Origin of the sequence: Chlorobaculum parvum NCIB 8327, assembly GCF_000020505.1 — a bacterium.
In the GTDB taxonomy this organism is placed as follows: Bacteria; Bacteroidota; Chlorobiia; order Chlorobiales; family Chlorobiaceae; genus Chlorobaculum; species Chlorobaculum parvum_A.
On record NC_011027.1, the window covers coordinates 443,002 to 464,416 of the forward strand.

A 21,415-nucleotide genomic window follows, 5' to 3' on the forward strand; every position below is an offset into this window, starting at 1 on the left:
GACACATCGTGTCTGAGGCTTGAAGAACTATAAGCAGGCGTTATTAGTTCTTTGTGAGGTATTTGTCATCGTTATCATCGAAGAGTTATCTATGCGGAATGTTGTGCATCGGGGAGGAGAGTTCAAACTTGAAAGTCCGTACGGGCCGACGGGGGATCAGCCCTCGGCCATCAAGGCGCTGACCGAGGGGGTGCTGCGGGGCGACCGCTGGCAGACGCTGCTAGGCGTAACCGGTTCGGGCAAGACCTTCACGGTCTCGAACGTCATCGCCCAGATCAATCGCCCCACGTTGGTGCTGAGTCACAACAAGACCCTCGCCGCGCAGCTCTACGGCGAACTGAAGCAGTTCTTCCCGCACAACGCGGTCGAGTACTTTATCAGCTACTACGACTTCTACCAGCCCGAGGCGTACATCCCGTCGATGGACAAGTACATTGCCAAGGACCTGAAGATCAACGACGAGATTGAGCGCTTGCGGCTGCGGGCGACCAGCGCGTTGCTCAGCGGTCGGAACGACGTGATCGTAGTCAGCTCGGTGAGCTGCATTTACGGCCTCGGCTCGCCGGAGGATTGGTTGGCCCAAATCATCGAGTTGCGGCAGGGCATGGAGATGGATCGCGACGAGTTCCTGCAGATGCTCGTGTCGCTGCACTACTTCCGGGACGACGTCGATCTTTCGCCCGGGCGGTTCCGGGTGCGTGGTGACGTGATCGATCTGGTGCCGGGCCACGAGGAGCTGGCACTGCGCATCGAGTTCTTCGGCAGCGAGATCTACTCCATCCAGACCTTCGATCCCAAAACCGGCGAAATCATCAGTCGCGACGAGTACGCTTTCATCTACCCGGCGCGCCAGTTCGTGGCCGACACCGAAAAGCTGGAGACGGCGATGCTGGCCATCGAGGACGAGCTGGCCGGACGGTTGAACGTTCTGCGCGGCGAGGACAAGCTGGTCGAAGCACAGCGGCTCGAAGAGCGTACGCGCTACGATCTCGAAATGATGAAAGAATTGGGCTACTGCTCCGGCATTGAGAACTACGCTCGCCACATCGCCGGTCGCAAACCGGGCGAGCGGCCGTGGTGCCTGCTCGACTATTTCCCGGAGGATTACCTCGTTGTCGTGGACGAATCGCACGTCACCCTGCCGCAGATTCGCGGCATGTACGGCGGCGACCGGTCGCGCAAGACGGTGCTCGTCGAGCACGGATTCCGCCTGCCGTCGGCGCTCGACAACCGTCCACTGCGCTTCGAGGAGTTCGAGGAGAAGGTGCCGCAGGTGCTCTGCGTCTCAGCCACGCCCGCAGAGCATGAACTGATGCGCTCCGAGGGGGTGGTTGTCGAGCAGCTCATCCGCCCGACGGGTCTGCTCGATCCGCAGATCGAGGTGCATCCGGTCGCCGGGCAGATCGACCACCTCCTGGCGCGGGTCAGGGAGCGCATAGCGAAAGGCCAGAAGTCGCTGGTGCTGACGCTTACCAAGCGCATGTCCGAGGATCTGCACGCTTACTTCCGCAAGCTCGGGCTGCGGTCGCAGTACCTCCACTCCGAGATCAAGAGCCTCGAACGGATGCAGATTCTGCGCGAACTCCGTGCGGGCGACATCGACGTGCTGGTCGGAGTCAACCTCCTGCGCGAAGGACTCGACCTGCCGGAGGTAGCGCTGGTGGCGATTCTCGACGCCGACAAGGAGGGGTTCCTGCGCAACAACAAATCGCTCATGCAGATCGCCGGTCGCGCGGCTCGCAACGTCGAGGGGCTGGTGCTCTTCTACGCCGACAAGATCACCGCCTCGATGCGTGAGGTGATCGACGAAACCGAGCGCCGTCGCCGCATCCAGCAGGCCTACAACGAAAAACATGGCATCGAGCCGCGCTCCATCATCAAATCGGTCGATCAGGTGCTCAACACTACCAGCGTGGCCGACGCCGAGGAGCGCTACCGCCGCAAGCGCCTCGGGTTGCAGAAACGCCCCGAACTCGAACTTCAGGGCCTGCTCGATACCCTGAGCCGCAACGAGGTGGTGAAGATGGTGGCCGAGATGAACACCGAAATGCAGAAGGCTGCCAAGGAAACCGATTACGAAAAAGCGGCTTACCTGCGTGACGAAATTCTCATGCTCGAAGAGCGAATCGAACGGATGCCAGGCTGAAATGGCATTGACACTGTACGGCATATTTCCTATATAGATTGATAGCACTAAAATGTAGCCGTTAACAATATTTACCGGAAAGGTGAACCTCCATGCTGGCCCAGATAGAACAGGAACATTACCAGAAACTGCACGAAATTCTTCGGCTCTGCCGGGCGAATCTCAAGAACTACGACGAGTCGCTTATCCAGCGTGCATTTTTCATGTGCTATCGCGCTCATGAGGGGGAGAAACGCGCTTCCGGCGAGCCGTTCTTCTACCATCCGGTGGAGGTTGCCAAGCTGCTGGTGACCGAGCTTCCGCTTGATGGCGTTTCCGTTGCGGCGGCGCTGCTGCACGATGTCATCGAGGACAGCGGCTATACCTACGAAGACATCGCTGCCGAGCTGGGCACTGAAGTAGCCGACATCGTCGAGGGGCTCACCAAGATCTCCGGCATCATGGTCAATCGTGAGACCACCGAGGCCGAAGGGTTCCGCAAGATGCTGCTCTCGATGGTCAAGGATATCCGCGTCATCCTCATCAAGTTCTGCGACCGACTGCACAACATGCGCACGCTCGACTCCCTGCCGGAGCATCGCCGCTTGCGCATGGCGCTCGAAACGCGCGACATCTACGCGCCGCTCGCCCACCGGTTCGGTCTCGGTAAAATGAAGGTCGATCTGGAGAATCTCGCCTTCAAGTACATCGACCCCAAGATGTACGATTACCTGCTCAAGAAGGTGCGCCTGAGCCGCAACGAGCGCATGGCCTATCTGAACAAGATGATCGCGCCGATCAAGGATGACCTCGAAAAACAGGGGTTCAACGTGGAAGTGCAGGGCCGCGCCAAGCATCTTTTTTCGATCTACAACAAGATGCGCCTGAAGAACAAGCAGTTCGATGATATCCACGATCTGTATGGCATTCGCGTCATCATCGATACGGACAAGCTGTCTGACTGTTTTGCGGTGTACGGCTACATCACGCAGAAGTATCCGCCAATTCCGCAGCACTTCAAGGATTACATCTCCATTCCGAAGCACAACGGCTATCAGTCGCTGCACTCGGCGATTATCGGCCCCAAAGGCCACGTCATCGAGTTGCAGATCCGCACGCGCCGGATGCACGAATTTGCCGAGCTTGGTGTCGCGGCTCACTGGCGCTACAAGGAGAAGATTTCCAAGGATGACGCCGCCGTCGATTCGTTCCTCAAGTGGGCGCGCGAGCTGATCAAGGATGCCGACACGGCCTCCGCCTTCATGGAGGGGTTCAAGCTCAACCTCTACCACGACGAGATTTACGTTTTCACCCCGAAGGGCGACATGAAGATTCTGCCCGCCGGGGCAACGCCGATCGACTTCGCCTATGCGATTCACACCGAAATCGGCAACGGCTGCATCGGCGCAAAGGTTAACGGCAAGATTGTGCGTCTGAACGCCGAGTTGCGGTCCGGTGACCGGGTCGAGGTGATTACCTCCAAGAACCAGAAGCCCAAGCCGGACTGGCTCAAGATTGTGGTGACCCATCGTGCCAAGCTCAAGATTCGCGCGGCCATCAACGAAGAGCGGCGCAAGGAGATCGAGAAGGGGCGCAACATCTTTGACAAGATGCTCACTGGTACCAAGCGGCTGTTTACCGAAAACGATGCTATCCGCGCCATCCGCAAGCATGGCATCAAAACCCCTGCCGACCTGTTCAGTGCCTTGGCCAACCAGCAGATCAGCAGCGAAGAGGTGATGGAGAGCATCACCCGTCCGCACGGCAAGGGCGCCGAACATGAAGGCGACGTTCAGGGCAAGGCTCCGCACAAGGAGTTCGCCGAGATCGCCCGTGAAGTGCAGGAACGCCCCACCTCTCACAAGGATGAGGTGACCATTGCCGGAATGAACAACATCGCCTACTCTTATGCGAAGTGCTGCAATCCGGTGCCCGGCGACGACATCATCGGCTTTGTGACCACCGAAGGCGCGGTCAAGATCCACCGCAAGAACTGCTTCAACGTCACCAACGAAAACTCCGTTAAAAGTGAGCGGATCGTTTCGGTCGCCTGGAACCGCAAGCTCAACACTGAATTCCTGGCGGGTATCCGCATCGTCGGTGAAGACAAGGTTGGCATGACCAACCAGATTACCGGTGTCATCTCCAAATTCGACACCAATATCCGCACTATCACACTGCACGCAAAAGACGGCATTTTTGTGTGCAACCTCATGATCTTCGTCAAGAACACCGACAAGCTCACGACGCTGATGGACAAGCTGAAAAAGGTGCAGGGCGTGTTTACGGTGGAGCGTATGTCGGCGTAGGGGATAGTTGACAATGGATAATTGATAATTAATTATCCATCAGGCGTGATTTGTAGGGGCGGGCCAGTGTGTCCGCCCTTTTGCGTTATGTCATGGGCAACCCGCACAGTCGGCATCATCCTGTTGGCCGGTTACTCCTGAATAACGGAGCTTTTCGGGAATCAAGGCGTATCGTTCATTGTTGGTGAAACGAATGGGGGAATTTCAGGATGTAAGGAATGCAAAACGAGAGGAGGAGTGTATGGACAGCGAGAAACTTCGTGCAGTAGCATCAGCTATTGTGTCGAACGGAAAAGGTGTTCTGGCGGCTGATGAGAGTACCCCGACCATCAAAAAGCGGCTTGATTCGATCAATGTCGAGTCCACTGAGCCCACCCGGCGTCGGTATCGTGAACTTCTTTTTACCACCGATGGCATCGAGAGCTACATTGGTGGTGTAATCCTTTTCGATGAAACGATTCGCCAATCCACAATTGACGGTGTTCCTTTCGCGAGAGTGCTTTCCGAACGGGGGATTGTGCCCGGAATCAAGGTTGACAAAGGGGCAAAAGCGCTGGCACAGTATCCCGGCGAAAAGGTCACCGAGGGGCTGGATGGCCTGCGTGACCGGCTGATCGAGTATCGGGAACTTGGCGCAGGATTTGCGAAGTGGCGGGCAGTGATCCAGATCGATGAACACGATATTCCGTCGCCGTCCGGCATCCGTGCGAATGCCCATGCGCTGGCTCGTTACGCCGCGCTTTGCCAGGAGCAGGACCTTGTGCCGATCGTCGAGCCCGAGGTGCTCATGGACGGCGCCCACGGCATCGAGCGGTGCGAGGAGGTGACTTCAAGGGTGCTTGAGGCTGTGTTTTCCGAACTTGACGCGCATCGCGTACTGTTCGAGGGGATGTTGCTGAAGCCGAATATGGTGATCGCCGGCAAAAAATGCGCTCGCCAGAATAGCCCGGAAGAGGTTGCCGAAGCTACGATCCGCTGCTTGAACCGTTACGTTCCGGCTGCCGTGCCGGGCATCGTGTTTCTTTCCGGCGGTCAGAGCGCCGAGGAGGCCACCGCCAACCTGAATGCCATGAACGCGATGGGTTCGCATCCGTGGGAGGTCAGCTTCTCGTACGGACGCGCATTGCAGACCCCCGTGCTTGCTGCCTGGCAAGGACAGGAGAGAAATGTGGCCGCTGCACAGCAAGCGCTCTTCAAACGTAGCCGCCTGAACGGTCTTGCCCGATATGGCAAATACTCACAGGAGATGGAAGCTGAAGCGTGAACTTGTTTTTTTATGTTCAACTTTCCCCTGTCGGTTCAGCAATGATCTGATTTTACCAGCCCGCCTCCAGCCCGAACGAGCTGGTCGTGCCGAGGTCAAGATTCCGGCTTACAGCAATCGTCGCTTTGATGGCGTTGGTGCCGAAGCTGAAACCTCCGGAGATGAGCGACGGGTTTGTCCCCACCCCGATCATGACGTGCGTCATCGGTGCGACCACGAAATCTCCGGCTGCGAGCAGGCGGCTCGAGCGGTCGGGGTCGGTCAGGGCGTTGACGGTCAGGAAGCTTCCGGTCGGAAAATGAAAAGCCAGGCCGGTGAGCGTGGTTCTTGGCAGGTGGGTGTTGGATCCGCCGATAGTCGGGGAGTTAAGGTTCATCGAGCTGATGCCGAGGCTCACGATGGGAGTGAGCTCCGCTTGGATGCCTGCGTTGACTCCCGTCGCTGAATCGTCCCCGAAGCCATCGAACTTCTGAGTCATCCGGGAAATCGAGACGCCAAGCCGAACCGATGGTAGAATCTCCCGTCCGTATCCGACGATGCAGGTGGTCTCATGATAATCGTCAGCAGAATAACGGTTAATGCCGACCGAGATGGTGCCTTTGGCATCGAAAGAGAGCCGGGAAATGTTCACCGCTCCGGCAATGTCGCCGAGATCGGAATCTCCGTAAGGAATGGTGTAGTTCACAGCTGCGCTGGATCGATGGCCTGTCGCTGCCGGATTGGAGAAGATGCCCCAGGTGTTGTCAGACAGGGCTGTTGTAGCTCCCGATAGGGCAGTTCCCCGTGCATCGACCGGCAGATAGTCGAACGCAGCGTAAAGAGGGGATGCGAAAAACAGGGACAACAGGACGGCGTGAAGAGCATATTTCTTCATGGCGATCAGGGGTAGGGGTTCAGGGGTATTGTGTGCCGTTTTCTGGCAGTGCTTCCAAGTTATTGTAATTGGAGTAGATATACAATGATATTACCTGAAAAATTCGCTGCTTCGATTTTGCGGCGGGGCATCGATTATTATATTTTCATGAACAATGCCTGAACTATCAATCACGAAACGAACAGCTATGATCCGATCATATTTTCGCTCTGTTTCCAGAGTTTTGCCTTTTCTGGTGGCCCTTGTCATGCTCAGCGGGTGTGGCTACAATGTCATGCAGCAGAATGAAGAGGCGGTGAACCGCGCATGGGGCGATCTTGAATCGCAGCTCCAGCGGCGCGCCGATCTGGTGCCGAACCTCGTGGCCACGGTGAAGGGTGCGGCCAATTTCGAGAAGGAGACGCTTCAGGCGGTGGTCGAAGCCCGCGCCAAAGCGACCTCTGTACAGCTTACGCCCGAGATGCTGAGCGACCAGGCGGCCATGTCGAAGTTCCAGGCGGCGCAGGGCCAGCTCTCTTCGGCACTATCGCGATTGCTGGTGACCGTCGAGCGTTATCCCGAACTGAAGGCTACCCAGAATTTCAGGGATTTGCAGGTACAGCTCGAAGGCACCGAAAACCGCATCAGCGTGGCGCGTCAGCGCTATAACCAGGCGGTTCAGGTGTTCAACTTCTCGATCCGCAAGTTTCCCAATTCTCTCACCAACAGCGTGGCGCTCAAGCTGAAGCCCAAGGAGTATTTCAAGGCTGACGAGGCCGCCAGGGCGGTGCCGGAGGTGAAATTCTGAGCTTGCCGGTCAGACATAATCGCTCCGCTTTTCGATGGCTGCTGGCACCGCTTCTTGTGCTGGCAGCCTTGCTTTCAGCCGTGCCGCTTCTGGCCGATTTCCCGCCTGTCCCGGCGTTGACGCAGCGGGTGAACGATTACGCCTCGATGATGTCGCCTTCAGCGCGTGCGGAGATCGAACGGAAACTTGCCGCTCTTGAGGCCGAGGACGGGACGCAGATTGCCATTCTGACGGTGCCATCGCTCCAAGGAGAGCCGATCGAGGATTTTTCAATTCGCGTCGCCGATGCCTGGAAGATCGGCGAAAAGGGTCGGGATAACGGCGTACTGCTTATCGTTTCGAAAGGTGACCGCAAGGTGCGCATTGAGGTGGGCTATGGACTTGAGGGTACGCTGACCGATCTCGAATCAGGCCGCATTATTCGCGGCGTTATCCAACCGGCGTTTGCCAAAGGCCAGTTCGACGCGGGCTTTATCGGCGCAGCCGATGCGCTTGTGGCCGCCGTCAAGGGCGAGTACCAAGCTGATCCTTCCGCACAGGCGAAAGGCAGGGGCGACAAGCCATCGATTCCGGTCGTCTTCATTATTCTGGTTATTCTCTACTTCTATCTTCGCCAGTTCGGCGGCCGCCATCGTGGCGGGCCGTATGTCTCCGGTGGTTATCCGGGGCCGGGTGGCGGAATCTTTACCTCCGGTGGTGGCTTCGGCGGCTCTGGTGGTTTCGGTGGAGGCGGCGGCGGTTTCGGCGGTGGCGGAGCCTCGGGCGACTGGTAGGCAGTAACGGACTATTTCGGGATTATGTCATGAAAGAGAAGATTCAGAAGTTTCTGACCGACGAAGAGCGCCGCCAGATCGAAGAGAAGGTCAGGGAGGCGGAAGCTTCCACGTCGGGCGAAATCGTCGTGATGGCGGTCGGCGAGAGCAGCAACTACCCTTCGGCGATTATGGCCGCGAGCGGCGCTATTTCCCTCGTGCTCGCCATCGGTGGCGCCATGACAATCGGGCACAAAATGGGGTATGGCAGCGAGAACATGTGGTTTTTTCTCATGCTGTTCGCCCTCTTTTTCATGGTTTCGAACGAGGCTGTCAAGCGTTTCCCTGTGCTGAAGCGTCCGTTCGTTAGCCGCGAAGAGATTGCCGAAGAGGTCGAAGAGGCGGCCATCCACTCTTTTTACCATCGCAAGGTGCATGAAACCCGTGACCGCACAGGCATCCTCATCTACATCTCGCTGTACGAGCACAGCGTCCGGGTGCTGGCCGATACCGGCATCGACGCCGTTGTTGGCAAGCAGGCCTGGCAGGGGGTGGTCGAGACCATCACGAAAGGGATTCGCTATCAGCGGCAGGGCGAGGCCATCGCTTCAGCTGTCGAACAGTGCGGCAAGCTTTTGAGCCGCCATTTCCCCCGGAAACCGGACGATACCAACGAGCTGAATGACGCCGTTATCCTCGGCTGAATGGCAGAGGCTAACCTGTTACGGGGCTTGCGAAAAAGTGCTTTGAACTTTACGGCTAAATGTTTTTTTAGAAGGCATTCCAACATATTCATCCAATCAGGTAAAGGAGATTAATGAAAAAGACAGCGCTCTCTGCCTGGCATGAAGGTGCCGGTGCGAAAATGATCGATTTCGGCGGCTTTCTGATGCCGGTGCAGTATTCCGGAATCATCGCCGAACACAAGGCGGTGCGTGAAGCTGCCGGACTGTTCGATGTTTCGCACATGGGGAATTTCTACGTCAGGGGCGAGCGTGCGCTGGAGTTTCTCCAGTACGTCACCACCAACGATCTCGGCAAGATCGTGGACGGGCAGGCGCAGTACACGCTGATGCTTTATCCGGACGGCGGCATCGTCGATGACCTCATCATCTACCGCGTCAGCGCCGACACCTTTTTCCTGATCGTCAACGCGAGCAACTGCGAAAAGGATTTCGCCTGGCTCAGCGACCATGTCGGCGGCTTCGAGGGCGTGACGCTCGAAAACCGCACCAGCGAGCTGTCGCTGATCGCTCTGCAGGGCCCGAAAGCGTTCGAGGTACTCGGGCGTGTATTTCCGGAGGCCGGGCTCGACAAGCTGGCTTCGTTCCATTTCGCGACCGTGCCTTTCGGTGGCGCGGAGGCCATGGTAGCCCGCACCGGCTACACCGGCGAGGCTGGCGTGGAGATCTGCCTGCCGAACGAAGAGGCTGAGGCGTTGTGGACGGCTCTTATGGCCGCCGGAAAAAATGACGGCATTCAGCCCATCGGCCTCGGCGCGCGCGACACCCTTCGCCTTGAAATGGGTTATTCGCTCTATGGCCACGAGATCGACCAGACGGTGAACCCGCTCGAAGCGCGTTTGAAATGGGTGGTCAAGATGGACAAGCCCAACTTCATCGGCAAGCAGGCCTGCCAGCAGGTCGAGCTTGATCCGCGCAAGAGCGTGGTCGGTTTCAGCCTCGACGGCCGTGCCATTCCGCGCCAGCATTTCAAGGTCTACAACTCCGACAAGCAGGAGATCGGCGAGGTGTGCAGCGGCACGGTTTCGCCGACGCTTCAGGAGCCTATCGGTACGGCCAGCCTTCTGCGCGACTATGCGAAAACCGGCACGCCGATCTTCGTTGAGATTCGCGGCACCTTTCAACCCGGTACGGTCAGGCGTCTTCCGTTCGTGCATGCCGACCGTCCCTGATCCGGCAAATTGACGATGCCCAGATCGAAAAACAAAACGACGCCGAAGTCTGTGCGCAGGAGTGGCTTCGGCCTGGAAATCGGGGGTATCGTCCTGATGCTTGTGGCGTTGTTCTGCATTGCCGCAGTGTTCGGTTTTCATACCGCTGACGAACCGTACATTGCGAACCTGCCATGGTACGAGCTGTTTTCCAAAGGCGCCCAGGCGATTGCCGAGACCATCCAGAACCCTTTCGGACTGTTCGGTGCCAGAGTGTCGCGCTTTTTTGTGCGTCTGCTGCTTGGCTACCCGTCGGTGCTGCCGCTTTTCGGGTTTTTCCTTTTGGGGTGGCGTCTTCTCAGACGGGCACCGCTCAAGCCGGCGCTGCTTTTTCTCCTCTACAGCCTGCTGATTGCGCTTGACCTTTCGGCCATGTTTGGGCTCTCCACGGCCTCGTTTGCCGATGTCATGTCTGGCGCAACCGGCAGGATGATGGCTTCGTTCCTTTCCACGGTCATCGGATATGCCGGAGCCTGGACGCTGACGGTGGTGCTCGGTTCGGCGCTCACTTTTTACATGGGCCGGAAATTTATTACGGAGACGGTTGCCGGGGCGCATTCCTTCGTTTCAAAAGTCTCGTCTGCCGTGCGTGGCTTCCGGGATGGGCAGGCGAAGAAGCGTCGCGAAAAAGAGGAGGCCAAAGCCAGGAAAAAGGCTGAGCAGTTGGCCGCATCGCTTGAGAAAAGACGGAAAAAGTCTGACAAGGCCGAAGCGTCGAGAATCGAAAATGCTCCGGCTCAACCAGCTCCGGTTGAAAAACCTGTCGAGCCGGAGTTTGTGACTACGCCGTTGCAGTCGGAAGCAGCTCCCATGACGTTCTCTGAACCCGAGCAGCCAGTTGTTCCCGAGGAACTCGAACCAGTGTTCGAACCTTCTCTTGCTCAGGAGTCGGGAAACGGTCCGGAGATGACCATCAGCAAGGGTGTGCAGGAGCGCGAAGCCGATCTGGACGAACGGAAGCTCAAGGTCAGGACGCATGACCATGTCAAGTACCGTTTTCCGTCGATCGACCTGTTGCAGCGCCGAGGACGATGATGAGAGCTTCGATGAACGGCACCTGGCTGAGACCAAGGATCGGCTGCTTGAAAAGCTTAAAATTTATAAGATCGATGTCGTGCGGATTGCCACGACCGTCGGCCCGCGAGTGGCGCTCTTCGAGCTGGAGCTGGCTCCGGAGGTGAAGATCAGCCGCATCAAGTCGCTCGAAAACGATCTGGCGATGGCGATGGCCGCACGCGGCATCAGGATCATCGCGCCCATTCCCGGCAAGAACGCGGTCGGCGTGGAGATTCCGGTCAACAAGCCGCGTCCGGTGCTGATGCGCCCGGTGCTGTCGGTCGAGAAGTTCAAGAACAGCACCATGAAGCTGCCGATCGTGCTCGGCAAAAGCATCTCCAACGAAGTTGTCGTCGATGACCTCACCACCATGCCGCACCTTCTCATCGCCGGCGCGACCGGTGCGGGCAAGTCGGTGGCGATCAACGTCATTCTTACCAGCCTGCTCTACTCGAAGCGCCCCGACGAGGTGAAGTTTGTGCTGATCGATCCGAAGCGCGTCGAGCTGTTCCAGTATCAGCACCTGAAGAACCACTTTCTCGCAAAATTCCCCGGCTTTGACGAACAGATCGTCACCGATCCGCAGAAAGCGGTGATGGCGCTCAAGTCGGTGGTGCGTGAAATGGAGCACCGCTATGCCATGCTCGAACAGAATGGTGTGCGTAATATCGGGGACTACAACAAAAAGATGACCGACGAGCCACTCTGCTACCTTGTGGTGGTGATTGACGAGCTTGCCGACCTGATGATCACCGCTGGCCGCGAGGTCGAAGAGCCGATCATCCGGCTTGCCCAGCTTGCGCGCGCGGTGGGTATTCATCTGATCGTGGCTACGCAGCGCCCGTCGGTGGACATCATCACCGGTATCATCAAGGCTAACTTCCCGTCGCGCATCGCCTTTCAGGTGGCCAGCAAGGTCGATTCTCGCACCATTCTCGACGTGTCGGGCGCGAGCAGTTGCTCGGCAATGGCGACATGCTTTTCCAGCCCGCCAACCTGCCCAAGCCGATTCGCATCCAGTGCCCCTTCGTCTCCACGCAGGAGGTCGAAGCGATCACCTCCTTTATCGGCGAGCAGCCCGCGCTGAAAGAGGAGTGTGTGCTGCCCGAGCCTCCGGCAGGCAACGGTGGTTCGTCGTCCGGCAACGGACAGGATCGGGAAAAGCGCGACAGTATGTTTGAAGAGGCTGCCCGTCTCGTCGTTGCGCACCAGCAGGCCAGCGTCTCGCTTCTGCAGCGCCGCCTCAGGCTCGGTTTCAGCCGTGCCGGACGAGTGATGGACCAGCTCGAACAAAACGGCATTGTCAGCCCTGCGGACGGCAGTAAGCCTCGCGAGGTACTCGTCAAAAATGATGATTCTCTGGAGCTGTTACTCAGGAATCTCGACTGAAGCGCAGGGTCAAGTTACAGCTACAAAACACAAACGGCTGCCTCGGTAACTTCCGGGCAGCCGTTTTGCATTTTGTGTTTTTCAGCGTCTCAGACCTGCTCGACGCGGGCGATTTCGGGGATGGCTTTTTTGATGGCCTGTTCCACGCCGGCGCGGAGGGTGAGGGTGCTCATTGGGCAGGAACCGCATGCGCCGAGGAGCTTCACATCGACCACCATATCCTTGGTGATGCCGATGAGCTGGCAGTCTCCACCATCAACCTGCAGGTAGGGACGGACGGTTTCAAGGGCGCTGATGACTCTGTCGTACAATGGGTCGCTGTTTGGCAGATAATCCTTCATGATACTTGAACTTGTTAGGGTGCGTTAAAAATAGACGGGTTGGCTGTGCCTTCCTGAACTAATCCTGAATATATGCAACGGAAGGATAACCCTGAAAAGTTCAAGGGCTATCCTTCGTTTCGTTGTTTCACTCGGTCGCGCAGGCCGCGTTGTGAATCGATACCTGCCGGGCGATTTCGCCGGCGACCTTGCTTGCCGCCACGGAGGTCGGTGCGTCCGGATTGGCGATGATCGATGGCGTACCGATGTCGCCGCCCTCGCGAACCTTGCTGCTGATCGGGATCGATCCGAGGAACGGCAGGGCGTTGATCTTGGCGAACTTTTCACCGCCGCCTTTGCCGAAGATGTAATCTTTCGAGCCGTCGGGCAGCTCGTACCAGCTCATGTTTTCCACGACACCGAGGATCGACACGTCCACTTTCCGGAACATGGTGACCGCTTTGGCGACATCGGCAAGCGCCACGTCCTGCGGGGTGGTGACGACAACTGCGCCGCTGAGCGGCAGGGCCTGCACAAGCGTGAGCTGGATGTCGCCAGTGCCCGGAGGCAGGTCGAAGATCAGATAGTCGAGCTCCTGCCAGTCCACATCGCTGATGAGCTGGCGGATGGCGCTGGAGGCCATCGGGCCTCGCCAGATCAGTGCGGTCTCCGGATCGACGAGGAAGCCGATGGACATCAGCTTGACGCCGAACTTTTCGATTGGCATGATCTTGTTGTTCTTGACCTCGGGCTTGACGTTCTGCAAGCCGAACAGGGTCGGAATGCTCGGGCCGTACAGATCGGCGTCGATCAGGCCGACCTTCGCGCCCGAAGCGGCGAGGCTGACGGCGAGGTTCACCGAGACGGTGGACTTGCCGACACCGCCCTTGCCGGAAGCAACGGCGATGATGTTCTTGACGTTCGGCAGATCGATCTTCTGCGGCGCACCATGCCCACCATGGCCGCCGTGCGCGCCATTGCCACCATGCGCTCCGTGACTACCGTGTCCACCACCGTGGCTGCACGAGGAGGTCACCTTCGAGGTCATGTTCACGTTGATCGCGCCGACTTCAGGTACAGCCTGCTTGATGGCGTTGATGCAGGACTGTTTGATCGACTCCTTCATCGGGCAGGCCGGTGTGGTAAGCACCACGGTGAACGAGACGTTGCCAGCCTCATCGACTGCGATATCCTCAACCATGCCGAGCGTCATGAGGTCTCTGCCAAGATCGGGTTCCATAACCGTGCCGAGCGCGGCTTCGATCTGTGATTTCTGTATTGAAGACATAGTATTGATTTAAAAGTTATCAGATTCGACGGATCGGCCAGAGCTGATCGATCTTATTGTTAAAGCCGTTACAAGAACTGACTCGCACCTTCCGCCGTTCCCGCGCGTTACTTTCGTAAAAAGCGCATGGTGATCGGCAGGCCTTCGAAATCGAAGCTCTCGCGCAGGCGCTTTTCGAGGAAGCGCTTGAAGTTGTTTTCAAGCAGCTGCGGGTCGTTGCAGAAAAACGCGAACACCGGATGGCCAGCTTCGATCTGCGTCATGTATTTGATCTTCAGCTCCTTGCCCGATTTGCTCGCCGGGTGCCGCATGGCGAGCGCCTCCTGAAGGAAGCGATTCAGATTGCTGGTGCTGATTTTCTGCCGGCGGTTGATGGCGATCTGTGCTGCCGTGTCGATGGCGCGGTAGCAGTTCTTTTTGGTCAATGCCGAGGTGAAGATGATCGGAATGTAACCGATGTTGCCGAGCTGCATCATCAGATTGTCGGTGAACTTCTTGCTGGTTTTGGAATCTTTCTCGACGAGGTCCCACTTGTTGACCAGAATCAGTACACCCTTTTTGCGCTCGATCGCCATGTGGATGATCTTCATATCCTGGCTTTCGAGTCCCAGCTGGGCGTCGAGCAGCACGAGGGCGACCTGGCAGCGTTCGATGGCGCGCTCTGTGCGGAGTGAACTGTAATATTCAATACCGGGATCGATTTTGGTGCGCTTGCGGAGTCCGGCCGTGTCGATGAGGATGTACTCCTTGCCGTTGCGTTTCAGCACGGAGTCGATGGCATCGCGCGTGGTTCCGGGTACGTCCGAGACGATCTGCCGGTCGGTGCCGAGCAGTGCGTTGACCAAGCTCGATTTGCCGACGTTCGGGCGGCCGAGCACGGCGAGCTTGATCGAGTCGTCGTCGAGCTCCTCATCTTCGCTTTCCGGGCAGGGCAGGGTTTCCAGAATGTCGTCAAGCATATCAGCCACGCCGCCGCCGTCACGGGCCGAAATGAGGTACGGTTCGGTGAAACCGCTTCTGACCATTGCCGCGGCTTCGAGCGCAAGCTGCGGGTTGTCAACCTTGTTGATGGCAAAGAAAATCTTTTTGTCGCTGAAGGTCTGTTTCAGGATTTTAGCGATGTCGAGATCCAGATAGGTCAGCCCTGAACGTGCATCAACCATGAAGATGATCGCATCGGCATCTGCGATGGCGCGCATGGTCTGATCGAGCATGGCTACGCTGAGCGAGTCGTTTTCAGGCGCGTAACCGCCGGTGTCCATGAGCAGGAACTGCTTGCCCTGCCACTCTCCGGGGTTGATGTGCCGGTCTCTGGTTACCCCCGGCGTGGGATCGACGATGGCGCTTTTCTGCCTGAGAATGCGGTTGAACAGGGTCGATTTACCGACGTTGGGTCGGCCAACCAGAGCGATCAATGGTTTCATGTTTGAACAGCGCGGGAGCGTTTACTGGACGTCCGCTATTTAATTATAGAGCGCGATCAAAAAATGGTGGAGCAGCGCCCTGAATATTCTCCAAGGAGAACAAGGTAATAGTTTGTAGAATTAATCGAAATAAATTACATTGTTCGACCTTATTTTTCGGAATAGACCAGATAATCATTGAGAAGCATGAGCAAGACGTTAAGTTTTAAAACATACTCAGCCAAACCGGGCGAGGTGGAAAGGGCATGGTATGTCATCGATGCGGAGAACCAGGTGCTCGGAAGACTGGCCGCCCAGGTTGCGACCGTTCTGAGAGGCAAGCACAAGCCGCAGTTCACCCCTCACGTCGATACCGGCGATTTCGTGGTCGTGACCAATGCCGGCAAAATTGCGCTGAGCGGTAAAAAACACGACGACAAGACCTACTTCTCGCACTCTCATTATCCCGGCGGCGCCAAGTTCGAGCAGGCCAAAGATCTGCTCCAGAAAAAGCCTGAAAAGGTGATCGAGCACGCCGTGTGGGGTATGCTTCCGCACAATAACCTTGGCCGTCAGCTTTTCAAAAAGCTGAAAGTGTACGCCGGGCCGGAGCATCCGCATGCCGCACAGATGCCGGTGGAAATGAAAGTCAATCAATAACAATAACGAATACTGATGAAAGAGGTTATCGATACCGTAGGCCGTCGCAAGACTTCGGTAGCAAGAGTATTTATGTCGCCGGGCAAAGGCAAGATCGTGGTCAACAAGCTGCCGGTCGAAGAGTATTTCAAGGATGAGTTCAAGCGCAGCCAGGCGCTCAAGCCGCTGGTTACCGCCGAAAAGCAGGATGAGTTCGATATCAAGGTCAACGTGAAAGGCGGCGGTCTGACCGGTCAGTCCGGAGCGGTCTGCCTGGCTATTGCCAGGGCACTGGTCGAGTTCGACGAGTCGATTCGCCCGACGCTCAGGACGGAACGACTGCTCACCCGCGACCCCCGCATGGTCGAGAGGAAGAAATATGGCAAGAAAAAGGCCCGCAAATCCTTCCAGTTCTCGAAACGCTGATTTTTTCTTAGCACTACACAACTCACATACTCTGTCATTCCGGCTTGCCGGATGAAGCCCCGGGGAAGTGTCCCGAGCATGCTCAGGATCCCCCGGAGGCGCTGTGAGGTCAGGCAACTGGCCGAGCAGATGCCGCTGGCGGCAGGGTAGAGGATCAACTAAACAAAGGAGACAATCATGTCAAAATTCCAGCTCGAGCAGATGCTTCGCGCAGGCGTGCACTTCGGTCACCTCGCCCGCCGTTGGAGCCCGAAAATGAAGCCGTATATCTTCATGGAGAAGAACGGCGTTCACATCATCGACCTCAAAAAGACCCTCGTCATGGCCGACGAGGCGCTCAAGGCTATCGAGGCTATCGCTTCGACCGGCCGCGAAATCATGCTGGTCGGCACCAAGAAACAGGCCAAGGTTATCATCGCCGAACAGGCAGAGCGCGCCGGTATGCCGTACGTCTGCGAGCGCTGGCTCGGCGGTATGCTGACCAACTTCTCGACCATTCGCCAGAGCATCCGTCGCATGAACGCTATCGATCGCATGGAGACCGACGGCACCTTCGACATGATCACCAAGAAAGAGCGCCTCATGCTGCTCCGCGAAAAGGACAAGCTTGTACGCATTCTCGGTGGTATCGCCAACATGAATCGTCTTCCCGCCGCGCTGTTCGTGGTCGATATCAAGAAAGAGCACATCGCTATCAAGGAAGCTCGCTCGCTCGGGATTCCGATCTTCGCAATGGTCGATACCAACTGCGATCCTGACGAGGTCGATTACATCATCCCGGCCAACGACGACGCTATCCGCTCCATCGAGCTGATGGTCAAGGCTGTTGCCGATACCATCATCGAAGCCCGTTCGCTTCAGGAAGAGCAGGAAGCGATTGCCGAAATGGACGAGCAGGTCGAAGAGGACGCAGAAGAAGCTTCCAACGACTGATCTTAACGCTTGACGCGGCCGGAACCCCCGCTGTTCCGGTCGCGCCTTTCGCAACATTCACGATATAATTTCTACAGACTACTATGAGCCAGATTTCTGCCAAGGACGTCAAGGAACTCAGGGACACCACCGGCGTCGGCATGATGGAGTGCAAGAAAGCCCTCGAAGAGACCGGGGGAGATATGCAGAAAGCCGTCGAATACCTTCGCAAGAAAGGCGCAGCTATGGCTGCAAAGCGTGCTGATCGCGAAGCTTCCGAAGGCGCCGTCTGCATTCTGATGAGCGACGACCAGAAAACCGGCGTCATTCTCGAACTCAACTGCGAAACCGACTTCGTGGCTCGCGGTGAAGTGTTTACCGGTTTTGCCAATGAGCTTGCCGAACTGGCACTCGCCAACAACTGTGAGTCCAGAGAGGATCTGCTTGCCATCAATCTCGGTGAAGCCTACGGCAACGAGAAGGTCGAAGACGCCCTCAAGTCGATGACCGGTAAGGTCGGCGAGAAGCTCGAACTCAAGCGTCTTGCGATGCTCAAGGCCGAAGATGGCGTGCTTGAAAGCTATATTCACCCCGGCTCGCAGCTCGGTGCTCTGATCGCTGTCGAAACCGACAAGCCGGAAGAGACCAAGGCGCTCGCCAAAGACCTCGCCATGCAGGTTGCTGCCGCTTCCCCGATCGAAGTCGGTCGTGATGCTGTGCCGGCAGAACTCGTTGAGAAGGAGAAAGAGATTTACCGTCAGCAGGCTCTTGCCGAAGGCAAGAAAGAGGAGTTCGTTGATAAAATCGTCATGGGCCGTATCAACAAGTACTACCAGGAGGTGGTGCTGACCGAGCAGACCTTCATCAAGGATCAGAACGCCCGCGTTTCCGGCGTGCTTGACGACTTTATGAAGAAGAACCAGGCGCAAGTCAAAATCAAAGCCTTTGTCAGGTATCAGTTAGGAGCCTGAAGCTGAAAAAAGCCTCGTTGATACGAGGCTTTTTTTTTTGCTTATTACTTATTAAGAGCAGTTAAGTTTGTCGCTTAGCCAACCAGTAGAAGGAGATGCAGGTATGCTAAAGTACAGGAGAATCCTGTTCAAGATCAGCGGCGAGTCGCTTGCAGGAGAGAGTGGATACGGAATTGATGCCGGTGTACTTGTAAAGTTTGCCGAAGAGATAAAGGAGGCCAGCGACCTCGGTGCTGAAATCGCACTGGTCATCGGTGGTGGCAATATCTTCAGGGGTTTGTCGAAAGCAGCCGCTTCGATGGACCGTGTTCAGGCCGATTATATGGGGATGCTTGCTACCGTCATCAACTCGCTTGCCCTTCAGGACGCTCTCGAACGGCAGGGAATTTACACTCGCCTGCTGACAGCTATCAAGATGGAGCAGATCGCCGAGCCGTTCATAAGACGCCGTGCGGTAAGGCATCTCGAAAAAGGACGAGTTGTCATTTTTGGGGCAGGCACGGGTAACCCCTATTTTACCACCGATACGGCGGCCTCTCTGCGAGCTATCGAAATCGAAGCCGACGTCATCATCAAGGGCACCAGGGTCGAAGGTGTGTATGATTCAGATCCGGAGAAAAATCCCGATGCGGAGTTCTTCCCGAGAATCTCCTATTTCGACGTGATCAGGAAAAATCTCAGGGTAATGGATATGACCGCCATCACGCTTTGCCGCGAAAACACCCTTCCAATTGTGGTGATGAACATGAACACGAAAGGCAATTTCACCCGCTTGCTCAAAGGCGAGCCGATCGGTACGCTCGTGCATATCGGGGAGGAGTAGCAGTTGATACTGGATAATTGACAGTTGATAATTGAAAAAGGCGATCCAGATAAATCAGGGTCGCCTTTTTGCATTGGGGGGAGCAGGTGGGTCGGTCTGATCTGAAAGGAAAAAGTTTAAGCTGGCCGCTTATTCCTTCTGTAATTATCAATTATCCATTGTCAACTATCAATTCATTGACTGTTTCCTTGATCGTGCTCCAATCGAAGCCGCGGTTTCGGAGGAAGGTAAAGAGCTTTTTTCTGATGGTATCGGGTGGGCCGGAGAGGGTGCGGAGTTTGCGTTCGGCGGCGTTGCGGCACAGTTCAGTCTGGTCGTATCCTGCAATGGTTTCTTCGATAATTTCGTCGCTCAAGCCCTTCTGCTTCAGCCGTGCACGGGTTTTGAACTTTCCTTCGGGACGGCGGCGCGCCATGCTTGCCATGCAGCTTCCAGCAAAAGTGCGGTCGTTGAGGAGGCTGAGCTGATCGAGCCGCTCCATTGCCGAAGCGATTGCATTTGAGTCGAATCCCTTCTTTTTGAGTTTTCCTTCGAGTTCGGCTCTGCCATGATCCCTTGCGGCCAGAAGCCGCATGGCGTGTTCGAGTGCGTTTTTCCTGTCGCGCTCGTCAGCCATTTGCTTCCCGGGGTTTCACTCCGGTCAGCATGGCGGGATTCATGTTGTGTTCTCGCTCGAACGCCTTGAGCTGCGCGGTAAGGTGGGTTTTGAACGCGATGCTGGTGACGAGGTTGATCATCTTGCGCGGATTGACCCAGGTTCTGGCCAGGATGTGCCGCCAGGAGTAAACCTTCACGTAGCTTGAGAGCACCTTGTACTGGAAAAGCAGCGGATCGTAGCGATCCGACTTGATGACCAGGTGCAGCGCGTTGTATTTCTCCCAGTCCTCATCGGTGATGAGCCCGCTGTCCTTGTACTCATGGTACATCTGCGTACCCGGATAGGGCGTGATGATCTGGAAGATGGGCATGAAGATGCGGTTTTTCTCCACGAATTGCACCAGCTCGTCGATGTCTTCGAAAGTGTCGATGGCCGGGTTGAACAGGAAGTTGCCCTGGATGTTCAAACCTGCCTGGCGGCAATCCTCGATGATTTTCGTGTACTTCTCCGCTGAGTTGACGTGCCCCTTGTTGTAGTGCTCAAGGGTGCTCTGCTTGATCGATTCGAGGCCGGCCAAGACGAAGTTGCAGCCTGCATCCACCAGTTTCTTGACCGTTACCGGGTCTTCGAGGAAGTTGATGCTGAGGAAGACGCTGAAGGTGATGTCACACTCTTTCAAGAGGTCGAGCGCTTCCCAGAGCTTCTTCTTGTTGATGCCGAGGTTTTCGTCGGTCAGCATGAACCACGGCTTGGAGTTCTTGCCGTTGGCTTTGAAGAAGTACTTCTTGGCTTCTTCGACCTGCTGTTTCAGCGATTCCGGATTTTGCGCCCGATACTTCTTGCCAGTGAAGTTCGGCGTCACGCAGAACGAGCAGTTGAACGGGCAACCCCTGGTTACGTAGATCGGGATAGACTTGGTTCCGTCGACCTTGGTGCGTTTTGAAGCCTCGGCGATACGGGCGTAATTGATCGGCGTGATCGATTTGACCGGTGGAAAATCGTCGGCATCGTAGCGCTCCTTGAGCCTGTTGTTTGCCACATCGTCGAGCAACGTCGTCCACAGATTATCGGCCTCTCCGACCACAATACAATCCGCGTGCTTTGCGGCCTCTTCCGGATTGAACGAAATGTGCAGTCCCCCCAGAATAACGGTCTTGCCGTGGCGCCGGAACTCGTCAGCGATCTCGTAAGCGCGGGTCGCTTCGAGAGTCCTTGATGTGATGCCGACCATATCGTAGTCGCCATCGTAGTTGATTTCGTCGTGGAAGTGCTCGTCCACCATTTCGAGCTTGTGCTGCGGGGGCGTCAGGCTGGCCAAGACGCCGAGCGCCATGTGGAACAGAGGTTTCTGGTTGCTGTCGTCATCCATTTTGCCCTGCGGGGAAACGAGCAGGATTTTCAGCGGCCGGGTGGCTTCTGGGTCGGGAAATTGCATCAGGAGATAAAAACCGGATTTTCGGAAAAAACCATCTCTCTAAACAGCAGGGTAGCTCCGTTTCGACTGGCGATAGAAGGCGGACGTACA

At 56.6% G+C, this 21,415-nt stretch carries 18 protein-coding genes and 1 pseudogene; 13 read left to right on the forward strand and 6 right to left on the reverse strand.

What is annotated here, in order from left to right:
• Positions 1-91 precede the first annotated feature (91 nt).
• The 3 genes from uvrB (at position 92) to CPAR_RS02130 (ending at position 5,698) form a co-directional block, all read left to right on the forward strand.
• Entirely contained in the window at positions 92-2,146 is a 2,055-nt protein-coding gene (gene uvrB, locus CPAR_RS02120; protein ID WP_012501667.1) for an excinuclease ABC subunit UvrB, read from the forward strand.
• A 92-nt stretch (positions 2,147-2,238) separates the two neighbouring features.
• Positions 2,239-4,434 carry a RelA/SpoT family protein gene (locus tag CPAR_RS02125; protein WP_012501668.1) on the forward strand — a complete coding sequence of 732 codons (2,196 nt, stop codon included), beginning with the start codon at positions 2,239-2,241 and terminating at the stop codon, positions 4,432-4,434.
• Between the two features lie 241 nt (positions 4,435-4,675).
• Complete coding sequence (locus CPAR_RS02130) at positions 4,676-5,698, forward strand: class I fructose-bisphosphate aldolase (RefSeq protein WP_012501669.1); 1,023 nt, start codon at positions 4,676-4,678, stop codon at positions 5,696-5,698.
• 52 nt (positions 5,699-5,750) lie between these two features.
• On the opposite strand, the gene CPAR_RS02135 is transcribed toward CPAR_RS02130, so the two are convergent.
• On the reverse strand, positions 5,751-6,572 hold the full coding sequence (locus CPAR_RS02135) for a PorV/PorQ family protein (protein ID WP_012501670.1): 822 nt from the start codon (positions 6,570-6,572) through the stop codon (positions 5,751-5,753).
• Positions 6,573-6,759: 187 nt separating this feature from the next.
• Between CPAR_RS02135 and CPAR_RS02140 the strand changes: the two genes are divergently transcribed.
• From CPAR_RS02140 to CPAR_RS02160, 5 genes and pseudogenes are all read left to right on the forward strand, one after another.
• Complete coding sequence (locus CPAR_RS02140) at positions 6,760-7,359, forward strand: LemA family protein (protein WP_012501671.1); 600 nt, start codon at positions 6,760-6,762, stop codon at positions 7,357-7,359.
• Between the two features lie 68 nt (positions 7,360-7,427).
• Positions 7,428-8,132: a TPM domain-containing protein gene (locus CPAR_RS02145; protein ID WP_232203926.1), complete on the forward strand. Its 705-nt coding sequence runs from the start codon at positions 7,428-7,430 to the stop codon at positions 8,130-8,132.
• A gap of 29 nt (positions 8,133-8,161) precedes the next feature.
• The gene (locus tag CPAR_RS02150) at positions 8,162-8,815 is read left to right on the forward strand and encodes a TPM domain-containing protein (protein ID WP_012501673.1); all 654 of its coding nucleotides are present in this window, start codon (positions 8,162-8,164) and stop codon (positions 8,813-8,815) included.
• A gap of 113 nt (positions 8,816-8,928) precedes the next feature.
• Positions 8,929-10,026: a glycine cleavage system aminomethyltransferase GcvT gene (gene gcvT / locus CPAR_RS02155; protein ID WP_012501674.1), complete on the forward strand. Its 1,098-nt coding sequence runs from the start codon at positions 8,929-8,931 to the stop codon at positions 10,024-10,026.
• A gap of 15 nt (positions 10,027-10,041) precedes the next feature.
• Positions 10,042-12,510: pseudogene (locus tag CPAR_RS02160) on the forward strand (DNA translocase FtsK 4TM domain-containing protein).
• An 89-nt stretch (positions 12,511-12,599) separates the two neighbouring features.
• Here CPAR_RS02160 and CPAR_RS02165 read toward each other — a convergent pair.
• The 3 genes from CPAR_RS02165 to der form a co-directional block, all read right to left on the reverse strand.
• Complete coding sequence (locus CPAR_RS02165; protein WP_012501675.1) at positions 12,600-12,851, reverse strand: NifU family protein; 252 nt, start codon at positions 12,849-12,851, stop codon at positions 12,600-12,602.
• Positions 12,852-12,978: 127 nt separating this feature from the next.
• The gene (locus CPAR_RS02170; protein ID WP_012501676.1) at positions 12,979-14,118 is read right to left on the reverse strand and encodes an Mrp/NBP35 family ATP-binding protein; all 1,140 of its coding nucleotides are present in this window, start codon (positions 14,116-14,118) and stop codon (positions 12,979-12,981) included.
• A 107-nt stretch (positions 14,119-14,225) separates the two neighbouring features.
• Positions 14,226-15,542, reverse strand: a complete 1,317-nt coding sequence (der, locus tag CPAR_RS02175; protein ID WP_012501677.1) for a ribosome biogenesis GTPase Der — start codon at positions 15,540-15,542, stop codon at positions 14,226-14,228.
• A gap of 186 nt (positions 15,543-15,728) precedes the next feature.
• Here der and rplM point away from each other — a divergent pair, with 186 nt between their 5' ends.
• The 5 genes from rplM to pyrH all read left to right on the forward strand — a co-directional run bounded on the left by rplM (position 15,729) and on the right by pyrH (position 19,292).
• Complete coding sequence (gene rplM, locus CPAR_RS02180) at positions 15,729-16,181, forward strand: 50S ribosomal protein L13 (protein ID WP_012501678.1); 453 nt, start codon at positions 15,729-15,731, stop codon at positions 16,179-16,181.
• A 15-nt stretch (positions 16,182-16,196) separates the two neighbouring features.
• Positions 16,197-16,586, forward strand: coding sequence for a 30S ribosomal protein S9 (gene rpsI, locus CPAR_RS02185; RefSeq protein ID WP_012501679.1), 390 nt, complete (start codon positions 16,197-16,199; stop codon positions 16,584-16,586).
• A gap of 177 nt (positions 16,587-16,763) precedes the next feature.
• Positions 16,764-17,519, forward strand: coding sequence for a 30S ribosomal protein S2 (rpsB, locus tag CPAR_RS02190; RefSeq protein ID WP_012501680.1), 756 nt, complete (start codon positions 16,764-16,766; stop codon positions 17,517-17,519).
• Positions 17,520-17,602: 83 nt separating this feature from the next.
• Complete coding sequence (tsf, locus tag CPAR_RS02195; RefSeq protein ID WP_012501681.1) at positions 17,603-18,469, forward strand: translation elongation factor Ts; 867 nt, start codon at positions 17,603-17,605, stop codon at positions 18,467-18,469.
• Positions 18,470-18,572: 103 nt separating this feature from the next.
• Positions 18,573-19,292, forward strand: coding sequence for a UMP kinase (gene pyrH, locus CPAR_RS02200; RefSeq protein WP_012501682.1), 720 nt, complete (start codon positions 18,573-18,575; stop codon positions 19,290-19,292).
• 151 nt (positions 19,293-19,443) lie between these two features.
• On the opposite strand, the gene recX is transcribed toward pyrH, so the two are convergent.
• Positions 19,444-19,908, reverse strand: a complete 465-nt coding sequence (gene recX / locus CPAR_RS02205; protein ID WP_012501683.1) for a recombination regulator RecX — start codon at positions 19,906-19,908, stop codon at positions 19,444-19,446.
• Positions 19,901-21,325, reverse strand: a complete 1,425-nt coding sequence (locus CPAR_RS02210) for a B12-binding domain-containing radical SAM protein (protein WP_012501684.1) — start codon at positions 21,323-21,325, stop codon at positions 19,901-19,903. The genes recX and CPAR_RS02210 overlap by 8 nt, the downstream gene beginning before the upstream one ends.
• Between the last annotated feature and the right edge of the window lie 90 nt (positions 21,326-21,415).

Excerpts from the sequence above, each read along its gene's own strand:
- uvrB (WP_012501667.1), top strand. The coding sequence starts at position 92 with ATGCGGAATGTTGTGCATCGGGGAGGAGAGTTCAAACTTGAAAGTCCG.
- CPAR_RS02125 (WP_012501668.1), top strand. The coding sequence starts at position 2,239 with ATGCTGGCCCAGATAGAACAGGAACATTACCAGAAACTGCACGAAATT.
- CPAR_RS02130 (WP_012501669.1), top strand. The coding sequence starts at position 4,676 with ATGGACAGCGAGAAACTTCGTGCAGTAGCATCAGCTATTGTGTCGAAC.
- CPAR_RS02135 (WP_012501670.1), bottom strand. The coding sequence starts at position 6,572 with ATGAAGAAATATGCTCTTCACGCCGTCCTGTTGTCCCTGTTTTTCGCA.
- CPAR_RS02140 (WP_012501671.1), top strand. The coding sequence starts at position 6,760 with ATGATCCGATCATATTTTCGCTCTGTTTCCAGAGTTTTGCCTTTTCTG.
- CPAR_RS02150 (WP_012501673.1), top strand. The coding sequence starts at position 8,162 with ATGAAAGAGAAGATTCAGAAGTTTCTGACCGACGAAGAGCGCCGCCAG.
- gcvT (WP_012501674.1), top strand. The coding sequence starts at position 8,929 with ATGAAAAAGACAGCGCTCTCTGCCTGGCATGAAGGTGCCGGTGCGAAA.
- CPAR_RS02165 (WP_012501675.1), bottom strand. The coding sequence starts at position 12,851 with ATGAAGGATTATCTGCCAAACAGCGACCCATTGTACGACAGAGTCATC.
- CPAR_RS02170 (WP_012501676.1), bottom strand. The coding sequence starts at position 14,118 with ATGTCTTCAATACAGAAATCACAGATCGAAGCCGCGCTCGGCACGGTT.
- der (WP_012501677.1), bottom strand. The coding sequence starts at position 15,542 with ATGAAACCATTGATCGCTCTGGTTGGCCGACCCAACGTCGGTAAATCG.
- rplM (WP_012501678.1), top strand. The coding sequence starts at position 15,729 with ATGAGCAAGACGTTAAGTTTTAAAACATACTCAGCCAAACCGGGCGAG.
- rpsI (WP_012501679.1), top strand. The coding sequence starts at position 16,197 with ATGAAAGAGGTTATCGATACCGTAGGCCGTCGCAAGACTTCGGTAGCA.
- rpsB (WP_012501680.1), top strand. The coding sequence starts at position 16,764 with ATGTCAAAATTCCAGCTCGAGCAGATGCTTCGCGCAGGCGTGCACTTC.
- tsf (WP_012501681.1), top strand. The coding sequence starts at position 17,603 with ATGAGCCAGATTTCTGCCAAGGACGTCAAGGAACTCAGGGACACCACC.
- pyrH (WP_012501682.1), top strand. The coding sequence starts at position 18,573 with ATGCTAAAGTACAGGAGAATCCTGTTCAAGATCAGCGGCGAGTCGCTT.
- recX (WP_012501683.1), bottom strand. The coding sequence starts at position 19,908 with ATGGCTGACGAGCGCGACAGGAAAAACGCACTCGAACACGCCATGCGG.
- CPAR_RS02210 (WP_012501684.1), bottom strand. The coding sequence starts at position 21,325 with ATGCAATTTCCCGACCCAGAAGCCACCCGGCCGCTGAAAATCCTGCTC.